Below are 24,505 nucleotides of genomic sequence, written 5' to 3'. Positions count from 1 at the left end.
GAAAAGGTTCAAAGTAGTGGTAAGTTGCTCGAAAGTATTCATGAGGAACACTATCAAACAAAAGCAACTGAATGTATCTTTCTCAAACGTAAGGTTGGACAACCTGGATATTACTTGAATTTGTAGTATTTTATAGATATTTCCAAATAAATATCAAAGAGTCTCTCCTAAAAATCCAGCAATTTGCTTAACTGCTACTTCTAACACATCAGGATTATGAACTAAAGCAAATCTAACATAACCTTCTCCCTGTTTTCCAAAGCCTGCTCCAGGAGAAACTGCAACTCCAGTTTTTAATACTAATTGCCTACAAAATTCAGTTGATTTATTCTGCCATGGTTCTGGTAATTTTGCCCAAACATACATAGTTGCTTGAGGAGATTCGACTAACCAATTAATATTATTTAGTGCTTTAATAAAAACATCACGGCGTTTTTGGAATTCAGCAACAGTTTGTTTGACAGTTTCTTGAGATCCTTCTAGAGCGGCAATTGCTCCATCTAAAACTCCTCGATATTGATTAAAATCAATAATTGCTTTAATCTTTCTTAGTGCCGTAACAAGTTCAGCATTTCCAACAGCAAACCCAATTCGAAATCCACCCATATTGTATGACTTAGAAAAAGTAAAAAACTCAATTGAACTAGATTTATTAGGATCTGCTTGTAGAATAGAAGGCGGTGATTTTATCTCATCAAAAACAATATCAGCGTAAGGAAAATCATGAACTAAAACTAAATCATGTTGCTGACAAAATTTGACTGTTTCCTCAAAAAAGGACAAGGAAGCCATGCTCGTCGTGGGATTGTGGGGATAATTCAACACCATCAAACGAGCTTTAGCCAGAACAGAAGTGGGAATATCGGCTAAAACAGGTAAAAATTGATTCTCCGCTAACAAGGGCATTGTATGAATTTGTCCCCCTGCTAAATAAACACCACCTGCGTAGGAAGGATAGCCAGGATCAAGCAATAAAGCTATTTCCTGAGGATTAAGGATCGCTAGGGGTAAATGACCTGTTCCTTCCTGAGAACCAATTAAAAGTAATACTTCTGTCTGAGGATCAATCTCAACATCAAAACGGTGAGTGTACCATTTAGCCACAGCTTCCCGAAAAGTTAGTGTTCCATGGTACAACAAGTAGCCGTGGGTCGTGGGGTCGTGCAAAGATTTTTCGATAGCAGCAATTGCCACATTTGGAGCTTGCAAATCAGACGATCCCAAGGATAAATCTATGATAGTTTTCCCTGCCGATATGGCCTCGGCTTTCGCCTGATCCATATCAACAAAGACGTTCCCTGACAGGGCTTTGAGACGGTTAGCAAAGCGCATAGTCTTTACAAGAAGACAGTTATCTAATGACTTGTTTGAATAGATTAGTAAACAGTTATTAATCATTAACTATTTATTATTAACTGCTCACTATCTAACTTAAATAAGGATTTAAAATATCCTCAATAAGTTTTTGTTTGGTAATAGCCCCTTCATGGGAAGCTAAAAGTTCTTTGTCTTTATAGAGTCTCAAGGCTGGGACCCCTTCTACTTTACACTCAGCAGTTGCTTTAGGGTTAGGATCAACTTCTAATTTAACCACTTTTAGGCGATCACCATAAGTTTTGGCGATCAAACTAATAGTGGGAGAAACTAATTGACATGGACCGCACCAGGAAGCCCAAAAATAGACTAGAACAGGTTGCTTAGCGTGAAAAACTTCTTCTTCAAATTTGGGATCAGTAATTTCGAGAACACTACTCATAATTGGTTTTTTAATTGGCCATCTAATAATTGAGTTACCAGTTATCTAGGTTAGAGGTTAGCCAGTTATTTTACTTATCTTTTGTTCAGATAAATCCTGAAATAGAACAAGCTAAATTCGACCAGTTGAGGGGGACGTATATTATTACGTCCCTAAAAATTAGAACGAGATTTTTTGTAACGTATTTTGGGGTTCTCCTTTAGAGATTATCCAATTGTTTCCGTAAGTCTTCTAATTCTGCATCCACCGCCGAATCTTTTCGAGATGATTGGGTATTAGAGGCTTCAGGTAATTTCTGCGGTTCAGAAATCCCACCAATTTGAGCTTTTAACATGGCTAGTTCGTCATCTACACCACTTCCAGACTCTAATCTAGCAAATTGTTCTTCAATACCAGTGCCGCCCAACTCTCCAATGGCTTGAGAACGAGCTTCCATATCCAATACTTTGGATTCCATTCGCTCAAAGGCTGCCATCGAACCACTAGTATTAACGCCACTCAACGTTTGTTGAATTTCTACGTTAGCTTTAGCTGCTTTGGACCGAGCGATTAGCATATTTTTCTTAGTCTTGGCTTCAGAAATTTTACTTTCTAAAGCTACTAGATTACGCTTGAGGGTATTTACTTGACCATTTTGTTGTTCCAGCTGTTGTTTAAGAGTCACAGAAGTATCAGTATGAGTTTTTTTACGGACTAGGGCTTCTCTAGCTAAACTCTCATCTCCTTTAGATAGGGCAAGTTTAGCCCGTTGTTCCCATTTGTTTGCTTCTGACAGATCCTGATTATATCGTTGCTCAGTACGCTTTTGTTCAGCAATAGCACGGGCGACGGCTTGACGCACTTGTATCAAGTCTTCTGCCATATCATTGATGGTTTGTTCTAAGACTTTTTCGGGGTCTTCTGCTTTGCTGACGAGATCGTTTAAGTTAGCTCGGACAACTCGGCTTAGGCGATCAAATAATCCCATGATGCTGTTTATCCTCCGGTGCGTGTACTAGGGTAAGTAAAATTTTAAAGTTAAGATTGCTTTTTTATGCCACTGAGTATGGCTTGTCCATTTCTAGTTTGGCATATGAATGGTCACGGAGGGAGAGTGAGGAAGTCGGAGAAAAAAAACAACTTTGAAATACTCCTGAACAAAATTTATCTCTATTTCTTAAAAATTACGTCTTAGAATTGATCGAGCTTAGCATTAATTTCATCTATTTCTGAGGAAGATACTGATGATTGGTTAGACTGACGTGAGGTCAGTTTTTCAGCTTTGAGGTTGACAATTTCTGTATCGATGATTTTATCCATTTCTAAGGCCATGAATTGCTTTTCTAAGGGATCAGTACTCAGACTTTGGGTTATTTGTGACTCTGCTTCGAGTTCCAGAATCCTCGATTCCATCTGCTCAAAAATGCTGGTAGAACTGCCTGAATGTAGATTTCCAACAATTTCTTGTAGTCTTTGGGAGGCTATCGCTGATCGCAGTCTGGCTACGTTAAGGCTTTTTTTTGCTTTAGCTTCGGCATATTTACGTTCTAGAGTTCGTAAATCTTGCTTAACCTTCTCAACTACCTGATTTTGTTGTTCTAGTTGATTTTCTATCCCTTGAACTTGTATTTGGTAAGATCGGCGGTTAATTAGGGCTTCTCTGGCTAGGGGATCATTTCCTTTGTCAATAGCCATTGTTGCCCGTTCATACCATTTTTCTGCCGCCTTTTGGTGGTGAGCTAACTGGCGTTGTGCACTTTTGTTAATGGCGATCGCTTCTGCTAATGCTCGTCGCATGGCGATCAATTCCTGTTCTATTTGGGTAATCGCTGTCTCTAAAACTTTTTCTGGATCCTCTTCTTCTTTTATTAAGCTATTAATCTGTGATCGCACGACTCGACTAATTCTTTCTAACCATTCCATAACTATCCTCAATTTCCTCGATCCACCTATCCATGTTAACTTGAGTTCGGTTTGAGGCGGAGAGGCGGAGAAGTTAGGAGTAGCCGGAGCATTCTTGTACTCCCTGACTTATGAAACAATAAAACAGTGGAATTTATTTTCATGTTTGTCTACCTAACTTATCACTCAGAAAGGTTACTTGATTAGATTTAGAAATTATATTAATTATTATTAATACATTTTTTTAATCATTAATTTAATTGAGTTTAGTTACCATTTCTGAAGAAAGAGTAATGGTCCATTGTGACTCCCAAAGATTACAATTTTTGTCTCAAGAACTACATCAATTAAAAAGAATCAAAGACAAGCAGCAGTTCAAGAAACTTTATAATGATGGACATGTCGCTGTGGGAATATAATTATTTACCGCAGCGACATGTCCATCAATGAAGATAATTAAAAACTTAACTAATAAATCTGATATTTATTTACCTATCTTAGTAAGAAAATATGGAAATGGTAATCCTATAAATAGGAATATTAATACTTATTTTTAATTTAAACTTATTTAACAAATAAAAAAGTTATTTTTTGTTATTCAGACAAAACTAATTATGTAAAAAAACACTTCTGAAGGATAGAACGCCCCAAAAAAAGTGATATTTTTTAATTTTAGAGTTTCTCTATACAAACAATAATTATCTTATTTTTCTCTTTTAATGAAGTAAAAATTATTTCTACGGACAGATAAAATTGAGAGAATACTAACGTAAACTCTATCGAATAAAATAAATATTGATTATGCTTCTTATTTTGAAGACTTAATAATATGATTTACATTAATTTTAGGATATTAGTTGTGTATGGCTAAATAATTATTATCCGATAATGGTGTATTACTTAAAAAATTGAGCGAAAATCGTAAGGCTACATGAAATCGGTATATAAAAGTTGACAGGTAACTGTATCATTAAAAACCGTCAACCACCCAATTATAAAAAAATATTTATAATAAACCGCTCCAAAGATAATTCTTATTGAAGATCATTTTTAAAGCTGTTTTTCAGAACAAAACAATTATAGCCCTCTTGTTCCCCTTTTTAAAAACTATTTAACATCGACATCATGTCAGATGTTTCTATAATTTAGAATTAAAATCTACTGCTTTGACAACCACAATAATTTACTTTTTCTTGTTTTACTTCTGCTAAGTACCTTTTTTTTAAAAAAAATCTAATTTACTACCTATTTAAGAAGCTATTTTGAATTTAATAAATACTTAAAATTTTATATTTCTTACTGTTCTTTTATCCAAGGTACATTGTCATCATCATCTTCTCGTTTTTATTGGGAGTTGTGCCATGTTTTTAAATAATATTTTTTTGTTCCTTATATGGCTATGTATTTTCAACGTCATGCTACTAATGATAGTCTTCCTGTTTCCTTATCTCAGTCTTTTGATTGGTTGGTTTAACTGTCGGAATTACTGCTATACCCTGGAGGGTTATTGTCCGTCCCAAATTGGGAGATTTAGAAATAATGTCAGATTACCTAATTAGCAAGTTTAGTTGTAATAGAGTAACCATAACTTTTCCCATGGAGCTGTCACTATTTTTGATGTCACATAAGTTTTACTAAGATATATTTAGCGTTATATAAACCATATAAAATGGTTTCCATTATATTTATTTTTTCATAAAAGCATTTTGGGTGATTTTTAATAAACTAAAAATATAAAATTTTTTGTAGACGATAATGGCTTCAATTATATAAAATTGAAAACAATCATATCCAATTAATAATATTTACTATTTTATGTTTAATAGATGAATTAGTTTTAGGTATGGGATGCTGCGCTAAAAAAGTTAAATCGTCGTAGTTCTTTATCGAAAAGTGTTATCTAATTTTTGTTAACTAACCCAGAATAACTAAGTTTTTTTCTAAAAAATAAAAATAATATTGGAGCTAGATGGAATTTAATTCATCATTAAAATTAATTGTCCCTATATTTTTGTGATAGTAGTAATTATGAAAACCGTACTAATCGATAACTACGATTCTTACACTTTTAATCTTTACCAAATGATTGCACAAGTAAATGGAGAACCTCCAATTGTTATACACAATGATCAATTAACTTGTTCTGAACTACAAACCTTATCATTTGATAATGTAGTCATTTCTCCTGGGCCGGGTCGTCCAGAGAATTCGAAAGATTTTGGAATTTGTCAACAAGTTATTGAAAAAATAGAGGTTCCCTTACTAGGTGTCTGCTTAGGTCATCAGGGAATTGGTTATGTCTTTGGAGGCCGAGTCATATATGCTCCTGAAGTAATGCATGGACGCTTGAGTCGAGTCTATCATAACGAATCCGAAATATTTGCCGATATTCCTCAAAACTTCTGTGTTGTTCGCTATCATTCTTTGGTCGTTTCCCCAGCATTGCCCGAGAGTCTAGAAACAACTGCTTGGACAGCAGATGGGGTTATCATGGGGTTACGCCACCGCTCAAGACCAATTTGGGGTGTACAGTTCCACCCTGAGTCTATTAGTACTGAGTATGGATATACCTTGTTAGAAAACTTTAAGAATATTACTAAGCAGTATTCTACCCAAGAAAACAGAAGAAAGAGTTTAATAAATCAAAAATTTTCTATTATTCCTACTGGTCACCTCCATCAATTCCATAATCTTGATTATCGAGTTTATAGTCGTCAACTCAATATTGATCGAGATCCCGAACAAGTATTTGTTCATTTATTTGGAGACGAGTCTCTTGCTTTTTGGCTTGACAGCAGTCTAGCCGATCCAAGTCTTTCACGTTTCTCTTTTATGGGAGACGGTGGCGGTTCCAACAGTCGATTAGTTCAATATAATGTTCAGACCCGAGAAGTGTCTGTTACTCAAAGAAACGAATTGAGTGTGTATAAAGAGGGCATATTAGACTATCTTAAGCGAGAACTTGAGTTGCTTAATTGTCGCTGTGATGGTCTACCTTTTGACTTTAATTGCGGTTTTGTTGGTTACTTTGGTTATGAAATCAAAGCAGAATGTGGAAGTACATTAGAGAATCCTTCATCATTGCCTGATTCTAGCTTTATCTTAGCTGATCGATTAATTGTCTTCGATCATCAAGAACTGAAAACTTATGTCTTGTATCTAACGAAAAAGGAACAAAAAGGTGAGGCTGAGGCTTGGTTTGACACTGTAGAACAGCAACTGTCCACATTACCGCAGTTAGAACCACCTACTCTCAAAAACAGTGACAAACCAATAACTTTTCGCTTTAGCCGCTCATATCAAACCTACTTAGACAATATCCAACATTGTCTTCATAAAATCTCTCAAGGAGAAAGCTATGAAGTCTGTTTAACTAATAAGATCTCTACTGATAGTCAACCTGATCCTCTAACGCTTTATCGAATATTACGTAAAACTAATCCAGCACCTTACTCAGCATTTTTCAGATTTAAAGATCTCGTCGTTCTTAGTTCCTCTCCAGAGCGTTTCCTAAAAATTGATCGTAATAACAAAGTTGAATCTAAGCCAATTAAAGGAACAAAAGCAAGGGGAATCAATGCTCAAGAAGATAAGAAAATACAAGAAAGTTTAAAAAATGGGGAAAAAGAGCGTGCTGAAAACTTAATGATTGTGGACTTGCTACGAAATGATCTAGGATCCGTATGTGAAATAGGTAGCATTCATGTCCCGAAATTAATGGATGTCGAAACTTATGCCACTGTACATCAATTAGTCAGTACTATTTGCGGCTACCTTCGTCAAGATCTTAGAGCTACTGATTGTATCCGTGTAGCTTTTCCTGGTGGCTCAATGACCGGTGCTCCCAAAATGAGAACCATGGAAATTATTGACAAACTTGAAGGAGAAGCACGGGGTATTTACTCAGGGGCAATTGGTTTTCTAGGACTAAATGGCACAGCAGATTTGAACATTGTCATACGTACAATCGTAATGACCCCAATTGAGACGACTATCGGCGTAGGAGGAGCAATTGTTGCTCTATCGGATCCCCAGATAGAATTTGATGAAATAGTCCTCAAGGCACAGGCCTTAATTCGGGCTATTTTACTCACAGTTCATGGAGAGATCAATCCTAATCTCTACCATATCGTTGACACTCCATCAGTGAAACCTGCTGTTAAAGTTAAAGGGCAAGTTTAATATTTTGTGGACAATAAATTTTTATAAATTTCTTTGTTTTAGTAACTATCCATGGGTTTATTTTTCGATGATTTTCCCGTATTACACTACATAAATAAAGTTAATACGACGAGTCTTTGACAGACAATAGCAATGACAATAGTAGTTCGATCCTAAGTTCTCTTTTCTAGAGAATAGGCAATAACGGACTGGGTTTCATTATCAACAGTAGAGGAAGTTTAGCCTAAAATTAAAGTCAATATTTTTTTATAATTGCGCTTGCAATAGCAATTTTTTACCTTTGTTACTTAGATAGTTTTTATTCTTACTCTTAAACGAGAGTATCACCTCAAGAAGATAACACTGTAATAAATTTATGGGCTTCTGCTATTAAACTTCAGGGAAAATTTATGATTTTTATAAAAAAAGGCTGTAAATAGAGATAGATACAGGTGCTGATGATAATCACTTAATTTTTTAAATAACAAACCAAGAAACCCCCAAAAAAAACAAAAAAATTATATGAAGATGTAGATGAAACTGAAAGACACAGCAAAGACAAAAACATAAATATAGTAATTGTTCTTAATAATGACTTGGTGCATACAAATTATTTAGTTAAAGCCAAACTAAAAAAATGAGAAGGAAAAAGATTATATATATTTTATACCAAATTAGAATCCAGAACTAAATGTAATAGAACGAGAATGGCATAAAATAAAAGCTCATAAAATTGTCAGAAGTATCTTTTAAAGATAATTAAAAAAGATGATTATAATTTAGCTAAGGCAGTTAAACAGAGTCTTGTTCAAAGAAATTATTCTGAACAATGTTAATTAAAGCAATACAAGGTTAACTCTAGTTGCTTGAATGTAGAGATACAAGATAATTTTTTTTCTTCACGTCTACTTAGAGCTTAGAATCATCTACTTTATTTAAATAGAGGTTTTTTATGAGGGGTTAACATTAATCTCCACAAGTTAAGTAAAATAAAACGATAGGTAATCTTAGGAACATCAAAGATGATATTTGCATCAATTTTTTTAAAAAGTTATTCTGGTGTAGCTTAATCTACATCTAAACAATTAGAACATTTCAGCTTATGAAGCTAGTTTCTATAATAGTTAATTCGGTTGACTAATGAAAATTCCGAGTTTTTTGAAGGGCAATATTACGGTATGTTTAGAAGTATGTAAAATTTGTTATTATCCATCCTTAGATCCATAATAACATGATAATTTCGTAGAGTAGTTAATCAACCAAATTACACACTTAATTTTAGGAAGGTATCTTGAAAGTGGAAACGACTTCAACCAATACAGAAGCCATGCAGGAAAACATACAGGATTACGTGGCTCAACTGCAACTCTACATGGCATTACATTCTCGTAGTCTTGTTCCCTCTTTAACAAGAATTGAAGATCCTTCCCCCCGACTATTGCAAGAAACCCAGGCAACAATTGAAAAGTTAGCATCTCGCCAAACTCGCTAACAGTTGACTCTTTTGTTTATCTATGAAAAGGCTTTCATTATTGTCTATGTAAATGGGATGATACTGGGGGCACCTGATGAATTTAGAAAGTGACGTCAATCATGTCTTTAGCGCAAGTCCGAATTATTTTAGTTGAACCTGCTGGCCCATTGAATGTGGGAGCAGTAGCGCGAGTCATGAAAAATATGGGGTTACAACAGCTAATTTTAGTTAGCCCTCATTGTGATCCTTTGGGGGAAGAAGCGCGATTAATGGCTGTTCATGGTCTAAACATTTTAGAACAAGTTCAACAAGTAGGCAGTTTACCTGAAGCATTGCAAGGATGTCAGCAAACGATAGCTACTACAGCCCGCCCTCGTAGCCTTCCGACTCCTCTAGAAACTCCCAGTCAAGCCCTCCCCTGGTTATTAACCTCAAACCTCCCCAGTGCCTTAATTTTTGGACCGGAAGATCGGGGACTAAGTAATGAAGAACTCAATTACGCCCAACGTTTTCTCTGTATTCCGGCTAGCCCGGCTTATCCATCTTTAAATCTTGCCCAGTCCGTTGCTATCTGCGCATATGAACTATACCAAGCTGCCCAAATCCCTCTGGAATTTTCTTCATTCCCTTCGACCTCCTTTTCAAAACTGGCATCTTTTGATGTACTCGAAGGCTATTATCAACACCTCGAAATGGTTTTATTAAAGATGGGTTATCTTTTTCCCCATACGGCTAAGGCTAAAATGGAAAAACTCCGCCGTCTTTATAACCGCTCAAACTTAAGTGCTGAAGAAGTGGCTTTACTGCGAGGAATTCTTGGACAGATTAATTCCATATGGCAACATTTACCCGACAATTACAGTCACAAAAGTAAATTATCTCGATCAGATTGATACTGATTAAGGTTGCAAGTGTTGTTTTAACTTGTCTCTTCTTCAATTTATTTTAATTGCAAGGATTCTTAGACTATGCCCCGTCGAATGATTAATTCCTCCTATAATCCCAAAAGTAGTGCAATTAACAATGACTCTTCTGGTCGTTCGATCAATGGCAAAAGTAGTTCTCGTCCTCAACAGATAAATAGTGTTTCTGGGGTAGGGCCTTCAACCAGACGACTTCCTCGCCAAAGGGTTTCAACCTCAACGGTTTCTGCCAAACTTCTTGATCGGCGCGCTAAAAATTCTCGTTCCAATTTGATGACTGTCTTGTTTTTGTATATTCTCCGTTTAGGTATTATGGGGGTGGGAGTAAGTGCGATTACCGGAACAATTTTAACCGTATTCGCTCCCACCAGTTTACTTGCCACCTACTTTAATTCTACCCAACTGACAGCTTCTGAAGAGTCTGTGCAATTTGAAGAAAAAATCCCTACAGCGACTATTAACAACACAACAACTATTCCCCCAGGGAAAGAATTAACTCATCTCAAAACCAAATTAGAAAAGGTAGCCAGCCAAGAGAAATACGCTAAAGTCAAGCCTCAAGGCTGGTTTATCGATTTAGATAACGGTAACTATGTCAATTTTAATGGAGATACTTCTCTTTCTGCTGCTAGTACCATTAAAATCCCTGTTCTTGTCGCTTTTTTCGAAGAGTTAGATGCCGGAAGAATCTATCTAGACGAAATGCTAACTATGGACAAAGAAATTATCACTGGAGGGTCAGGAAGTATGCAATATCAGGAACCTGGTACTAAGTTTAGTGCCTTGGAAACTGCCACAAAAATGATTGTTATCAGCGATAATACAGCCACGGATATGTTAGTCCGTCGTCTGGGAGGTAAAGAAGTTCTCAATAAACGTTTTAAGGAATGGGGATTAACCAGCACAGAGATTAATAATCATTTACCCGATTTAGAAGGGACAAATACCACCAGTCCCAAAGATTTAGTACAATTATTGGCTCGCGTTGAACGGGGGGATTTATTGACAGTACGATCACGTGATCGTATGTTGGGAATTATGCAAAAAACACGTACTCAAACCTTATTACCCCAAGGACTGGAACAGGGTGCAATTATTTCTCATAAAACAGGGGATATTGGTACGATTCTAGGAGATGCTGGCATCATCGATATTCCCACCGGTAAGCGTTATATTGGAGCTGTCTTTGCCGAACGTTCCTACAATGACGTCATGGGGAGAATGATCATTCAAGATTTTTCTCGCACCGTTTATCAACACTTAAAATGGTATAAACCTAATCAAAATGTTAAACCTTAAAAACTCGCTCAACCGTTTCGAGAAACTACTGTTAAGGCTGAAAGAAAACTAAAAAGGAGATCTCCTCAAAGGTCACTGTAAGCTCATTTCAGTAGAAAATAAAAAACTGATAGGGTCCACCTTGGGTGCTTTTCAATTCTCAAGAAGAAGCGATTACTCGTTGCGTAGGACTGATTTGGACTAATCAGTGTAATTTGATCGGCCTATTCGCATCTATTCCCTATTTTCTTGATAATCAACAATTTTATCTTCAATAATTTCAGCAACAGATCCTTCTAGACGATGGAGACGAATTTGCAATAAACGAGGGGGTTCAACTGTGACAACTGTAAATTCTAAATTGTCATAGAATAAAGTTTCCCCTATAGAAGGAATTTTCTGCCACTGATAGAGTAAGAATCCTCCCAAGGTTTGGTATTCATCCGTTAGCGGTAACTCTAAGTCTAAAACTTTATTGAGTTCTTCGAGATTGATTTGAGCTTTTACTAAAAATGTTTGATCATCCAACATTTGTAGAGAAATATCTTCTGTCCGAGTTTCTTCTAAATCACTATCAAGAATTTCTGCAATTAAGTCTTGAAGAGTAATTAATCCAGAAGTTCCTCCAAATTCATCTACGACAATCACTATTTTCAACTGTGATCTCTGCATTACAGATAGTAATTCATCTAATGGCATGGATTCAGAGACGAATTTAATTGGTTTGAGCCAACGACGCAAAGAAGATTCCTTTGTTAATTCTCCTTGAGCCAACGGAGGAGCTAAATCTTTAAAATCAATAAAGCCTAACATATCATCAAGGGAATCTCCTTTAACCGGATAACGAGAATGACCAGTAATGGCGACTTCTTCAAGTAAATCCCCAAAAGTTGCTTCCTCAGAAATGGCAATTAATTGAGTACGGGGAACCATTACCTCAACAGCCATTACCTCGCCAAATTCAAAGACATTTTTCAGTAGTGCTCGTTCTTTGGCTTCTAAACCAGTTGATTCTCCTTCAGTGGCAATGATCAATTGAAGTTCTTCTGAGGTCACTTGGTTGTATCGTCTTTCCCTCATGTATTTAATCCCAACACTACATAATAAATAGCGAGTTGATTGATTTAAAATCCAGATAAAAGGGTTAAAGATTTGGGCAATTACCCCAATGGGAGGACCTAAGAATCTAGCTAACTTCTCTGAATAAATCAAAGCAACAGATTTAGGACAGAGTTCTCCTAACACAATTTGTAAATAAGCAACTAGCAAAAAAGCAACTGGGATAGCAAGACTATAGGATAGGGATTGGGTCAATTTAGGCGCAAACGGCATATTCCTCAAAAGAGGATTAACCAAAACTGCCATGGTTCCTTCTCCAATCCAACCGAGAGCTAAACTAGAAAGAGTGATTCCTAATTGAGTGGTTGAGAGAAGACGATCAATACTACGCTGTAGGGATTGGACAGTTTGAGCTTGCAGATCACCAGCTTCTACTAATTGACTAATGCGTGACCGCCGCACCGACACCATAGCAAATTCGGCGGTTACAAAAAAGGCATTAATAGCAATCAGTAAAAATACTAATAAAAGACGTAGTAAGATTTCACTAAGACTCAAACTATTCATTGAAAAATAAAGCTTGTAATCATTATTAATAACCTCTAAATTTTGCAAATTCAATCTTTACTAAATTGTTATTTGAGGCTAGTAATTGCTAATTTTGAACCAACCATAAAGCTTTAAACTCTCGTTGAGAGAAAACATTTCCATTATAGATCCTAAAACTCAATTTATATAATTAGATTAATGTTGGTAACTAAATCACTGAAAATCGTGTGTACTATCAATTATAGTACGCTATAAATCTCTTCAAGAGTTGCTTAACTCCTTATTTCTACCTTCGACAGACTTACGTATTACTGATGAGAAATTAAGCCGACAAAATTCTCCTTTAATTTTAGACAATTAAATTGTGGGAACTGTAGTAAAGGTTGGGAAAAAGTTCACTAAATTTCACAAAGGTGTCTCGTCTAGGTTCTCTAGTTAAGAAGTACCTGTGATCATTATTTTTATTGTCAGAAAGTATTGAGAAATCATTTTTGATTAGACGTAATTTGTCAGATACTAACTTGACGGTGGTTATACTGACTATAATGATGATGAACAGTCCGAGGACTATTCTAACTTACAAGCTATCTTATTGCTGTGTGCAGTACAATTTGATTCGGTATTGTTGCTACTACATGATAGTAGAGGCGCAATTCCTTAAAAGCCTCAAACGAACCATGAACTAGTCAATAAATAAATTTGCGAGGAGATTTTGAGCAGTTATTCCTCCTCAACTGGATAAATTGCTCAAACATCAGATTTTCAAAATAAATACTGATATTTCTTGAAATGTTACCTTAAAGTTATTTGCAGTCAACCTCAACACGATTTTAATATTCAACAGTTAGAATATAAATCGAAAATAAGTAGGGTCAACGGTTGTTGCTCCCTACTCTCTGCTTAGGTCAAAAAACAAGACTAGACTTCTTTTACCTCATATTTCAACAGGGATAATCTATTCCCAGATGATTCTTAACCGAGGAAAAATTAACCAGACGTTGCCGGATTGTAATCTTCGATTGTGATAGTGACAGGGTTAACATTCCAAATTTCTTTGCAATATTCCCTGATCGTGCGATCACTAGAAAATTTACCCATCCGCGCTGAATTCAGAATAGACATATCTGTCCACTTTTCATGATCACAGTATGCATGATTAACGGCCTCTTGGGCATCAATATAAGATTGATAATCAGCCATCAACATATAAGGATCATGGGACATTAAGGGACCAACAATGGGTTGGAATAATTCCCCATCTCCATGACTAAAGTAGCCACTGGCAATGCGGTCAATAACACCCCGTAATTCTTCATTGTTATGATAATAATCTATGGGGTTGTATCCATTAGCCTTGAGATCGTAAACTTCTTCGGCCGTTAAACCAAACAAGAAAAAGTTTTCAGCCCCAGCTGCTTCACGAATTTCAATGTTCGCTCCGTCTAAGGTTCCGATGGTTAATGCCCCATTCATAGCAAACTTCATGTTACCGGTTCCAGAAGCTTCTTTGCCGGCAGTGGAAATCTGTTCGGATAAGTCAGCGGCTGGATAAATCCGTTGACCTAAAGAAACGTTAAAGTTAGGTAAGAAGACAACTTTTAATCGGCCCCGAACATCGGGATCTTTATTAACAACTTCGGCCACGGCGTTGATTAATTTAATGACCAACTTAGCTAAGAAGTAGCCAGGAGCTGCTTTACCACCAAAAATGAAGGTTCGAGGAAGAATATCGACATGAGGATTCTGTTTGATGCGATTATATAGGGTAATGATGTGTAGAACCATTAAATGTTGCCGCTTGTACTCATGAATTCGCTTAACTTGAACATCAAATAGGGAATTAGGATCAACTTGAATGTTTCTGTGTTTGAGGATATAAGCCGCTAAGCTGCGTTTATTGCCTTGTTTAACTTCACGCCAACGATGACGAAAGTCGGGATCATGAACAACAGCTTCTATGTTCCGCATTTCATCCAAATTTTTGAGCCAACCATCCCCAATTTTTTCATTAATTAAAGTAGCTAATTCTGGGTTAGACAGTAAAATCCAACGGCGTGGTGTGACCCCATTGGTTTTGTTATAAAATTTCTCAGGCCAGAGCTTAGCAAAGTCTTTGAGAGTATCTCTTTTCAAGAGTTCTGTATGTAAAGCCGCTACCCCATTGATCGCATGGGAACCAACACAAGCCAAATTAGCCATGCGAATTAGCTTTTCTTCCCTTTCTTCGACCAAAGATAGACTAGATATCAACTGTTCATCTCCAGGGAACCAGGTCCTTACATCTTCAAGGAAACGATAGTTGATTTCGTAAATAATTTCTAGATGTCGGGGGAGAAGACTAGCAAATAATCCTGCTGGCCAACGTTCTAATGCTTCTGGCAACAGAGTATGGTTAGTATAAGCGAGGGTTTTTTGGGTTATATCCCAAGCTTTCTCCCAAGAATAATTGTGTTTATCCATTAATAACCGCATCAATTCAGCGACGGACACAGCAGGGTGAGTATCGTTAAGTTGGACCGCAACCTTTTCATGGAAATCATCTAAACTATTGTGAGTCCTTAGATGAATACGAATTAAGTCCTGTAAGGAAGCAGAAACAAAGAAGTATTGCTGCGCCAAACGGAGTTGTCGGCCTGCGGGAGTATTATCATTAGGATAAAGAACCTTAGAAATAGTCTCTGCATCCATTTTCTCGGCTACTGCTTGGTCGTATTGTCCAGCGTTGAAGGCATCAAAATTAAATGCTTCACTGGCTTCTGCTTTCCACAAACGTAGGGGGTTTACGGTGTTGGTTTGATAGCCTGGAACGGGTGTGTCATAGGGAACGGCAAGGATAGTACGGGCTGGGATCCATACCATTCTCATGTTACCTGCTTCATCGTGAATCATTTCGGTATGGCCCCCTAACTTAACCTCTACGCTCTCGGTGGGATGAGGTAATTCCCATGGGTTGCCAAATCGTAGCCAGTTATCAGGAATTTCTGCTTGCCAGCCATCTCTAAGGGTTTGATGGAAAATTCCAAATTCGTAACGAATTCCGTAGCCAATAGCTGGAATTTCTAGAGAAGCAAGAGAATCAAGAAAACAAGCAGCTAAACGACCTAAGCCTCCGTTACCTAGTCCTGGATCTGGTTCTTGTTCAATAATTTTGTCAAAATCAAGATCTAATTCCTCGACGATTTGACGCATTTTATCATATATATCTAGGTTGATTAGGTTGTTCCCTAGGTGACGACCCATGAGGAATTCAGCCGAGAAATAAGATACGATTTTTACTTTTTCTTTTTTATAGGTTTCTATTGTTTTAAGGAAGCGATGCAGAAGGCGATCGCGGACAGTATAAGCGATAGCTACATAATAGTTATACAAAGAGGCATTGGAGCGATCAATGCCTTGGAGGTAGAAGAGGTTGTCTAGGAAAGCACGTTTCAGTGTTTCCACACTCATCCCGGTGCGATCATCTTCCACTTTAATGTTTGACTGAGGGGTAAAAGTATCCATATTAAGGTCGTAAGTTTTCTCTATGCATTGATAATCCTAAGTCAGTTTAACAGGATGATGCTAGTACAGATTAAGCAACTACTAGCCAGCATAAGCGATTATTATTGGAACTACAGTTTTTTAGTTAAGTTTTGCTGACAAACTTATTTTTTAAAAAAGACTAAAGATTAATCATTAATGGTTTTAATCGAGTGAATGATTGTTATCTAGTTTAAAATATATGGAAACTGCTATATAGCAATTCTTCATGAGGATTTAGATTTAGAAAAGTGGTGTAAAAATTTACATTCAGTGAGTCTATCTTCTTTAAATTTATTAAAATTACGGACATTCAAACATAAAAAATAGTATTTCTATGTTGCACATTATATGCAATTTAACTGATTAATCAATATATTCTCACTCGATTTTTTATTAATCTCAACAAAATTAAAAATTTATATCATAATTACTAAAATCAATAACTAAATAAATTTAGATTTTTTTGTTAAAACTTATAAGACAATATTTGTTATTTTTAAAAGTTACATTAATATATAACTTTTATTCTTAAAATAAATACAAAAAAATCTCTTGGGTATTGTTTTATTGGCGATTTTAACAGTTATTTGTCATTTTTTTAGAAAAAGACTTAAAATTAACAGTAAAACATCACCGAATAAGTTAATAATAGATTCTTTTATATAAAAGTAACTGCTCCAGCATAAATAGCTAATATAGCTAAAAATTAAAATAGTTTTTAGCTCAATTTTTAAAACGGCAAAACGAAATAATAATCTGACTTATAAGAAAATATTGACCAATTTTTGAAGAACTTAAATAAAGTAGGTTATAAAAACTAAAAATGTTCTAGAAATTATCAAATATAAACTAATAGCAGTAATAATCTATTGCTTTTGACTATTACTTTGTAAAATAAATTTTCAAAAAATACGCCATGTATCTTAGCTATATTAGTAAATAAATCTATGCTTACTTTCAAGATGAATTAAAATTATAGAATAAAAAAATAATTACAACAATGATAATATTAAACAGTTTTTATGAACTTTTTATACGGATAAAACTAAAAAATTTATACAATTACCAAATTAAAATTAATCTAGTTAAACCAGCTAAATAACCTATCAATCAATTTTAAAAAATAAACTAAATGTAAACTACATTAATTTCAATCAAGTTTAAAATAGTAAAAAAAACTAAAGTAAAACAGCTCTATAAACTAATATTTTTAATTATTTCTAATGTTCTTATTGTTCTGTTAAGAAAAATTATTTTCGTGGTTAAATGGTTTTTCAATTTATTATTGATAGCTAGAAATGTCTCAACCAAGTCTTAGTTTTCTTCGGAAAAATTGATTAATGATACTAAAATGTCAGATGATTAGCTCTAAATAAACGTTGAAAAAATAAGTTATTTTATATCTGTATAATTAAGTAATTAAAGCCAAATTTATTACGCTCTGTTTTTACTTGACTACAATTAGAATAATAATGGTCTAACTTAAGACCTCAGATAAATAGTCTGCCGTTGATTCTACTAAGGGAATTATATTCTCGTAAACCATACGAGTTGGACCAATAACGCCAACGCTTCCTACTGGGATATTTCTTTGTTTATAGATAGCAGAAATCAAAGTACAAGGATGCATTGACTCTAGGGGATTTTCTGAACCAATTCTAATAGTAACTCGTTGAGTTGTTAATAATTCAACTTCAGGAACTTCAAAAATTAATGGTAATAGCTTATCTTGTTGTTCTTCTAATAAATAGAGTAGAGTTTGCACCTGTTTTAATTGAGAAAATTCCGGTTGATGCAAAACTTCTGAAAGACCGTGTATCATAATTGGGGTTGAAATAGATGATTTTAAATAATCTGATATCTGTTGTAATAGAGCTTTTAAAAACCCTGTATAATGAATGAGGTTATTGTCGATATCCTGCCAATTTAAAGCGACCAAGTTTAACAGACTTTTTCCTTTTAAATGGCTATTTAAAAAGTTAGAGATAATTTGTAGTTCTTGTGCTAACCATCTTTCATCATTAAGCTTTTCGTTGAGGATAGATTTAGGAATATCAACTAGAATAGATTGAGTTTGATAACTATTTGTAACAATTATTAGAATAACTTGGCTTGACGAGACAGGTATTAATTGTAAATGACGTAATTGATTTAGAGAACTTTGAGGAAGTGTAATTAAGGCGATATAGCCACTAAAATTTGCTAATATTTGAGTTGACTTTTGCAATAGCATTTCATAGTTAAAGGTCTCTTTTTGTAATTTTTCGTTTAAATATTTTTCAATTTTTTGTCTAATGTAATTGTCAGGTGTAATTAAATTATCAACGTAGATTCGATAACCACAGTCAGAAGGAATTCGACCGGCCGAAGTGTGAGGTTGATAGAGAAAACCAGCTTTTTCTAATTTTCCTAAAGCTTTTCTAATAGTAGCCGAGCTTACACTAAAATCGTATTCTTGAACTAAAGTTTCTGAGCCTACTGGTTCAGCTGTAGCAATATAATGTTGGATAGTTGTCCGTAGAATGTTTTGATAACGTTTAGTTAAAGCGTATTTAACAGTCATAATAATAAAGGCATAAAGACTAAAATTTGATGAAAGAATTTATAGTAATCAAAAAGCGCAAATATCTCTTAGTATAGGAAATTGCTATGATAATCCCTTATAGTAAAACCGTTTAACTAAATAAGTTCTTTTAGACTAGTGGAATGAAATTATAAAAAGAACAAAAAGTTTTGTTTAGCAAGGTTTACATGGCTATAAAAACTTGGTTTCTATAAAGAAAAAGTTTTTGGAGTTATAGAATAAAGTCAGAACAAGAGTTTTGAAAGTTATCAGCTACGTAATTGATCACATTAGATCCGAAAGGGATGTTAAACAAAAATCCTTTAAACAGTGTTTAGTTCATAGTAATTGTGAAAAAGTATTAGTAATGAGAGATGGTTGGATCAACGCAGAGAGCATAGGCATCAATGCCACCAATAATATTCCTAACATTAGTAAAACCATTATTCAGTAGCCAGCGGCACATTTGAGCTGAACGCATACCATGATGGCAAATAACGAAGGTTTCCGCATGGGGATTAAAATCTGTTGCTATTGTATCTGACCATCTCCTAAATTCACTTAAAGAAAGTACTTTGAACCCTTTGATATAAGCGATCATCACTTCATGTGGTTCTCGGACATCTATCAATTGTAATTCATCTTTGGCTTGAGCTAGTCGTTCAGCTAGTTCTGTGACAGTAATTTGAGGAATGGATAAATTTTGAGGCATACAAAACAGTCGTCTTAAAAAATCGTTCGATAGCCCAGCTTAACAGTTTTGAGGAGGAGAGAGAAAAAAATTACTTTAGGATGTTTCGTTCAAGATTAGGGTTTTCTTAAAAATTTTGTGATCAATGACGACTACAATCAAAGGTAGTCATTGATCACAAACGATGAATTATTGTGAAGCTTCGTTCTTTTTTCATCATCTTAGCTGTTAGTGTCCTCATCCTCTTGTTTGGGGCTAGTAGTAATCTGTATTGGATCTTGGGACAGAGTCCTCTCAAGCTCTTGCCAGGAGGCGTTCTTAGGGAACCCATAACGGCGGTTTTTATTCCGAAACAAGCTCCAGTTATGGTCTCGTTACTTGTTAATCCTGATCGTCTGGAATCCTTGTCCCAGTATATTACCTTTCCTAAGGGAAGACGGAGGTTACATCGAGAATTCCTTTCCCTTGAAAAGCAACTTTTGTCTAAAACGGGGCTCGATTATAAAACTCAGATTCGACCTTGGTTAGGGGAAGAAATTACCTTAGCTGTGACTTCCCTAGACTTTGATCGCAACCCAGACAATGGGGTTCAACCTGGTTATTTATTAGCTGTCACCACTAAAGATAAAGAGTTAGCCAAAATATTCCTTCAGAGTTCCTATTCTAAAGACGCGATTTCTGGAACCTCAGATCTGATTTTTGAATCCTACAAAGGGGTCAATTTAATTTATCAACGTCACCGCGATAACCCTATTAATACTCGTCTTTCTGCCACAGCTATCCTAGACGATTTGGTGTTATTTGCAAATGATCCCAAAATCTTGAAGGATGCTATCAATAATGTTCAAGTTAGAACATTAAACCTGAAAAATTCTCCTAACTATCAAGAAGCGTTAAAAACGATTACTGAACCTCGTATTGGCATCGTTTATGCTAATTTTCCAGCTCTATCCGCTTGGTTAGGCAATTTACCCATTCCTGAAATTCCTGAAATTACTCAAACTTTAACAGTCGCTTTTTCTGTCAAATCTAGGGGGTTAGTTGCCCAAACAGCATTGATTGGGGGATCAGAACAAGGGGAAGAACCTCCTGCTTTATCCAAACCTGTGGGTGCATTAGCATATGTACCTGTTAACAGCATCTTGACAGCTGCGGGAACTAACTTAAATCAATTATGGAGTCAAATTGAGACAGGACTAGCAAACGAGAGTCCCCTACAACAGTTATTAAATCGCATCCTAGTCTCTGTTCAAGAACCTTTAGGATTAGATTTATCTGAAAAGGTTTTTCCATCTATTAAAGGAGAATTTAGCTTAGCTCTTATCCCTAGTTTGGGTAGAGGGGAACCTGACGGGATTTTTGTGGCTAAAAAGGTACCAGATGTAAATTTTTCTGAGTGGGTAGAAAACTTTGATAAACTAGCACAAGAACAGGGATATAGTGTAGGAAATTTACCATTATTAAATAACACTGTAACTGTTTGGACAAAATTTAACACAGCAATGGGAAATAAGGATAATTTAACTTCTTTGGAAGCGAGAGTTAGTGGTGTTCATGCAGAAGTGGATGATTATGTGATTTTTGCTACTTCAGTTGAAGCAATGTTTCAAGCACTTTCAACTCCGGAAATAACTTTAATTCGTAGTAGAAAATTACAACAAGCTGTTGAAGCATTACCCCCTGAAAATGACGGTTATTTTTATATAGATTGGAGTCAAGGAAAAAAATTACTAGAGCGAAAATTTCCGATTGTTAAAGTAGTTGAACTGTCTATTAAACCTCTATTAAACAATTTGCGGTCCCTAACAGTAAGTAGTCAAGGAAAAGAAAATGGTATTCGCCGTGCAACTATCTTTTTTAATTTAGGTGTTCATTAAATTAAAGAAGATAGTTGAAAGTTAATAGTTATTGGTAAGACTTAATACTTGTTGACTCCTACTTATTTTTTTAGTTTTTATATTTATTTACTAATCGCTCTTTGTGTCAGGGCGATCACTTCTTGATTTTTGCTGATTGCCTAAAGCACAAAAAACTTTGACTTAACTTAAGTAAGTGAACTTAAATAAGTGTAAGATAAAAAAGTACTTAAAAATGAGTAATTGGCAAATACTAGCCTGTATAAAAATCAAGCTAACAGTATTATAAGAGCACAAACAATAAAAGTTAACTCTCGACCTAAAAGTTTTCTATAGGACCAGAATAAGAACATAAATATGATGTTTGAATACAAGAATATGGAAAGTTTTTACAAAAATAAATTAAATAAAAAGAATAGAATAAATTTTTAAAAAATTTATTCTAATTAAGATAGAAAATACGTTATAGATAAAGGAATAGATACAATCATTGTTCTTGATAATGACTGTATCTATTCTTTTGTCTACCAAATTAGAGTCCAGAACTAAATATAGGAGAATGGCATCAAATAAAAGCTCGTGAAATTACGGGAAAGATGTTTGAATATGAACATAATTTAACTACGAGTAATTTGAAGAATGTATAAATGCAGTCAAACAAAATCTCGCTGAAGGAAGTTACTCTAAAAGATATCGATTAAGACAGTTTAAAGTTAACTTTAATTTCTTATATAGATAGACATAAAGCATTTTCTAAACGTTTATTCAGAACGAGATACTTTCTAGTTAGTTAGTATTTCATCATTATCGAGATATATAAATAATTTTTGAATCACCAGTAACTGTCATTGATTTTGAAAATAACTATTATTCAATAATAATTTCTAATTAAACTAGACAGATTTCATAATTGATTAAAACTTGATCGCCATTAGTTAACTGTCGATCTCGCCGTGTTTCTATTATTCCATTTACTAACACCTCTCATCTTTAAATCTGTAACCATACTTTCCCTCTAGTTATCACCAGTCCTTTTTAGTTAAGAAACTGACCTAGTTTTATAGTTATCTGTTCTCGATTAGATTAAAAGTCAATTATAACTTAATTAATATTTTTTTCTAGGTTTACTCTTTATATCAAAATCCTAAAAGATTCTGGCTCTCCTGAACTGAGTCTTACAAATTTGGTATCTGATAAGTTACAAAACACGACTTTCAACTGTTGTCTATTATGATTTTGTCACAGCTAGTCTAAAAGAGAATAAATTATTTACGTAAGTTTATAGGAACGCAACAGGAAGATTTTAAGAGTCTGGGAAGTTTTTTACTCAAATTTAACCAATAGAAGATATTTTGTAGAGTACTTTTTCAATTTTCTCTTTAGAGAAAGAGAAAAAAATCGCTTAACGCTTCGTCGCTATAGTTCTGATGATTTAGGTTAACCTCCTATAAGTTAATTAACTTATAGGAGGTTATTACTCTTTGAAAGAGAAGATTCTAGTTTGGTTCGCTTAAAATTGAAGAATCTTTAGGCTTTTTGTGTCGGAGCAGGATAGTTAGTTGGACCAAAACTAAGATAAATATTTATCCTGAAGTGCAAAGAATAGTTCTTTTTTGAGGTCTTTACCGTCATTAACCTCATTCTACACTCCTAAAGGAAGTAGGTTCAACACGAATCGCTATAATACTTGAAGGATGAAATACAATGTATTCTCATTAAATGTTTTTAGTAAGAACATTTATAAATTTTTTAGGGTCAAATTTAAGACGCTCTTGATGAACTAATAAAATTTGTCCAGTATATTTACTCTGTAATGCATAGCCCCAGTCTGTGCAAATATTTGAACCAAACAGCAATCGAGACTTTGGTTGTTGTTGAATGCCTATAATCGGGGTTGTGTCGACTATAAATGAGATACTTTTTCGAAGTTGACACAGTTTACTATTGCTTAGGTGTAATGGTGTGTCTTCAGGACGGAGAGGAAGTTCAGGAGTTAAAGGAAATTGTCCTCGCTGACTATACTGACTTAGAGATTCCTCTATTATAGCTTTAATAGTGTTACTGGCGGCAGAATACTAGGTCTGATCACTAAAAAGAATAATAGGTTCTAAGGTTGCTACAAGATCGTATCTGCTAAAGTAAATCTCTTGGGAAATTAAATCCAAATTCGAGATCACATACCCCTACTGTCTTCAACAAAAAATTCTACGATATCCCCATCTAGGTATGCTTGAAACCAGACAGACTCCTCAATGATCTGTTTGTCATCTAAAAAATCTGTCCTTAATCCCAGTTTAAGTAAACTATCAAGATTCAGTCGAACATCTGGGGGCGCCTAATGACCTCTCGGACAGTTCATATTTCTCTAGACACCAGGTCTTAAGAGAGATAATAGCCATAGAGTTTATGAGAAAAAACAATAGGTCACTAAATAAATCTTACACCATTAAAGTAAATAGATAAATACATAAGTACTTATTGCATGAGGTCTGGGTATGAAGTGCGAGGTGTATTTTGCCACTCGACCGATCCAATACTTCAAATTAACAGTATTGCTTGACATCTTCACCCCATTTATTAGCTAAATCGGAAGAAACGCAGAAGCTTAAAGTCATTTATTCTTGTAGAAAGGGTTAAGTTGACATAACGAGGCAATACTTACGATATTCAGCCTGAATACTTTAACATCACCAGCAAAGCGATCCTATCCTAATAAGGAATAAAACAAAACAGACGACAGGCTAATTGGAGATAAGAAATTTATTTATTATTGAGCCAAATGACTGGGCTAA

At 35.0% G+C, this 24,505-nt stretch carries 14 protein-coding genes; 5 read left to right on the top strand and 9 right to left on the bottom strand.

The window, feature by feature from the left end:
* Window positions 1–153: 153 nt before the first annotated feature.
* The 4 genes from P3F56_RS05340 to P3F56_RS05325 form a co-directional block, all read right to left on the bottom strand.
* A complete protein-coding gene (locus P3F56_RS05340) occupies window positions 154–1,332 on the bottom strand; it encodes an LL-diaminopimelate aminotransferase (protein ID WP_281151901.1) in 1,179 nt (392 codons plus the stop codon).
* Window positions 1,333–1,426: 94 nt separating this feature from the next.
* Window positions 1,427–1,756, bottom strand: a complete 330-nt coding sequence (locus tag P3F56_RS05335) for a thioredoxin family protein (protein WP_281151900.1) — start codon at window positions 1,754–1,756, stop codon at window positions 1,427–1,429.
* A 199-nt stretch (window positions 1,757–1,955) separates the two neighbouring features.
* A complete protein-coding gene (locus P3F56_RS05330; RefSeq protein WP_281151899.1) occupies window positions 1,956–2,723 on the bottom strand; it encodes a PspA/IM30 family protein in 768 nt (255 codons plus the stop codon).
* Window positions 2,724–2,926: 203 nt separating this feature from the next.
* The gene (locus tag P3F56_RS05325; RefSeq protein ID WP_281151898.1) at window positions 2,927–3,658 is read right to left on the bottom strand and encodes a PspA/IM30 family protein; all 732 of its coding nucleotides are present in this window, start codon (window positions 3,656–3,658) and stop codon (window positions 2,927–2,929) included.
* Between the two features lie 2,007 nt (window positions 3,659–5,665).
* Between P3F56_RS05325 and pabB the strand changes: the two genes are divergently transcribed.
* From pabB to P3F56_RS05305, 4 genes are all read left to right on the top strand, one after another.
* Entirely contained in the window at window positions 5,666–7,819 is a 2,154-nt protein-coding gene (pabB, locus tag P3F56_RS05320) for an aminodeoxychorismate synthase component I (protein WP_281151897.1), read from the top strand.
* Between the two features lie 1,270 nt (window positions 7,820–9,089).
* A complete protein-coding gene (locus P3F56_RS05315; RefSeq protein WP_281151896.1) occupies window positions 9,090–9,290 on the top strand; it encodes a hypothetical protein in 201 nt (66 codons plus the stop codon).
* A 101-nt stretch (window positions 9,291–9,391) separates the two neighbouring features.
* Window positions 9,392–10,165 (top strand): RNA methyltransferase, encoded by a 774-nt coding sequence (locus tag P3F56_RS05310; protein ID WP_281151895.1) that lies wholly within the window; start codon window positions 9,392–9,394, stop codon window positions 10,163–10,165.
* A gap of 75 nt (window positions 10,166–10,240) precedes the next feature.
* Entirely contained in the window at window positions 10,241–11,494 is a 1,254-nt protein-coding gene (locus P3F56_RS05305) for a serine hydrolase (RefSeq protein ID WP_281151894.1), read from the top strand.
* Between the two features lie 213 nt (window positions 11,495–11,707).
* Here P3F56_RS05305 and P3F56_RS05300 read toward each other — a convergent pair whose 3' ends face one another.
* The 4 genes from P3F56_RS05300 to P3F56_RS05285 all read right to left on the bottom strand — a co-directional run bounded on the left by P3F56_RS05300 (window position 11,708) and on the right by P3F56_RS05285 (window position 19,878).
* Window positions 11,708–13,099: a hemolysin family protein gene (locus P3F56_RS05300; protein WP_281151893.1), complete on the bottom strand. Its 1,392-nt coding sequence runs from the start codon at window positions 13,097–13,099 to the stop codon at window positions 11,708–11,710.
* A gap of 969 nt (window positions 13,100–14,068) precedes the next feature.
* Window positions 14,069–16,582: a glycogen/starch/alpha-glucan phosphorylase gene (locus P3F56_RS05295; RefSeq protein ID WP_281151892.1), complete on the bottom strand. Its 2,514-nt coding sequence runs from the start codon at window positions 16,580–16,582 to the stop codon at window positions 14,069–14,071.
* A gap of 1,498 nt (window positions 16,583–18,080) precedes the next feature.
* A complete protein-coding gene (hrcA, locus tag P3F56_RS05290) occupies window positions 18,081–19,166 on the bottom strand; it encodes a heat-inducible transcriptional repressor HrcA (protein WP_281151891.1) in 1,086 nt (361 codons plus the stop codon).
* Between the two features lie 361 nt (window positions 19,167–19,527).
* The gene (locus P3F56_RS05285; protein WP_281151890.1) at window positions 19,528–19,878 is read right to left on the bottom strand and encodes a rhodanese-like domain-containing protein; all 351 of its coding nucleotides are present in this window, start codon (window positions 19,876–19,878) and stop codon (window positions 19,528–19,530) included.
* 173 nt (window positions 19,879–20,051) lie between these two features.
* Here P3F56_RS05285 and P3F56_RS05280 point away from each other — a divergent pair, with 173 nt between their 5' ends.
* Window positions 20,052–21,734, top strand: coding sequence for a DUF3352 domain-containing protein (locus tag P3F56_RS05280; protein ID WP_281151889.1), 1,683 nt, complete (start codon window positions 20,052–20,054; stop codon window positions 21,732–21,734).
* 867 nt (window positions 21,735–22,601) lie between these two features.
* On the opposite strand, the gene P3F56_RS05275 is transcribed toward P3F56_RS05280, so the two are convergent.
* Window positions 22,602–22,694 (bottom strand): RNA-binding S4 domain-containing protein, encoded by a 93-nt coding sequence (locus P3F56_RS05275; protein WP_281151888.1) that lies wholly within the window; start codon window positions 22,692–22,694, stop codon window positions 22,602–22,604.
* Window positions 22,695–24,505: the final 1,811 nt, after the last annotated feature.

This window comes from cyanobacterium endosymbiont of Epithemia clementina EcSB, from assembly GCF_029919255.1.
GTDB lineage: Bacteria > Cyanobacteriota > Cyanobacteriia > Cyanobacteriales > Microcystaceae > Rippkaea.
This window is presented reverse-complemented; position numbering and strand designations above follow the sequence as displayed.

What these genes read in the sequence shown, in the direction of transcription:
- P3F56_RS05340 (WP_281151901.1), bottom strand. Translation starts at nt 1,332, where the DNA reads ATGCGCTTTGCTAACCGTCTCAAAGCCCTGTCAGGGAACGTCTTTGTT.
- P3F56_RS05335 (WP_281151900.1), bottom strand. Translation starts at nt 1,756, where the DNA reads ATGAGTAGTGTTCTCGAAATTACTGATCCCAAATTTGAAGAAGAAGTT.
- P3F56_RS05330 (WP_281151899.1), bottom strand. Translation starts at nt 2,723, where the DNA reads ATGGGATTATTTGATCGCCTAAGCCGAGTTGTCCGAGCTAACTTAAAC.
- P3F56_RS05325 (WP_281151898.1), bottom strand. Translation starts at nt 3,658, where the DNA reads ATGGAATGGTTAGAAAGAATTAGTCGAGTCGTGCGATCACAGATTAAT.
- pabB (WP_281151897.1), top strand. Translation starts at nt 5,666, where the DNA reads ATGAAAACCGTACTAATCGATAACTACGATTCTTACACTTTTAATCTT.
- P3F56_RS05310 (WP_281151895.1), top strand. Translation starts at nt 9,392, where the DNA reads ATGTCTTTAGCGCAAGTCCGAATTATTTTAGTTGAACCTGCTGGCCCA.
- P3F56_RS05305 (WP_281151894.1), top strand. Translation starts at nt 10,241, where the DNA reads ATGCCCCGTCGAATGATTAATTCCTCCTATAATCCCAAAAGTAGTGCA.
- P3F56_RS05300 (WP_281151893.1), bottom strand. Translation starts at nt 13,099, where the DNA reads ATGAATAGTTTGAGTCTTAGTGAAATCTTACTACGTCTTTTATTAGTA.
- P3F56_RS05295 (WP_281151892.1), bottom strand. Translation starts at nt 16,582, where the DNA reads ATGGATACTTTTACCCCTCAGTCAAACATTAAAGTGGAAGATGATCGC.
- hrcA (WP_281151891.1), bottom strand. Translation starts at nt 19,166, where the DNA reads ATGACTGTTAAATACGCTTTAACTAAACGTTATCAAAACATTCTACGG.
- P3F56_RS05285 (WP_281151890.1), bottom strand. Translation starts at nt 19,878, where the DNA reads ATGCCTCAAAATTTATCCATTCCTCAAATTACTGTCACAGAACTAGCT.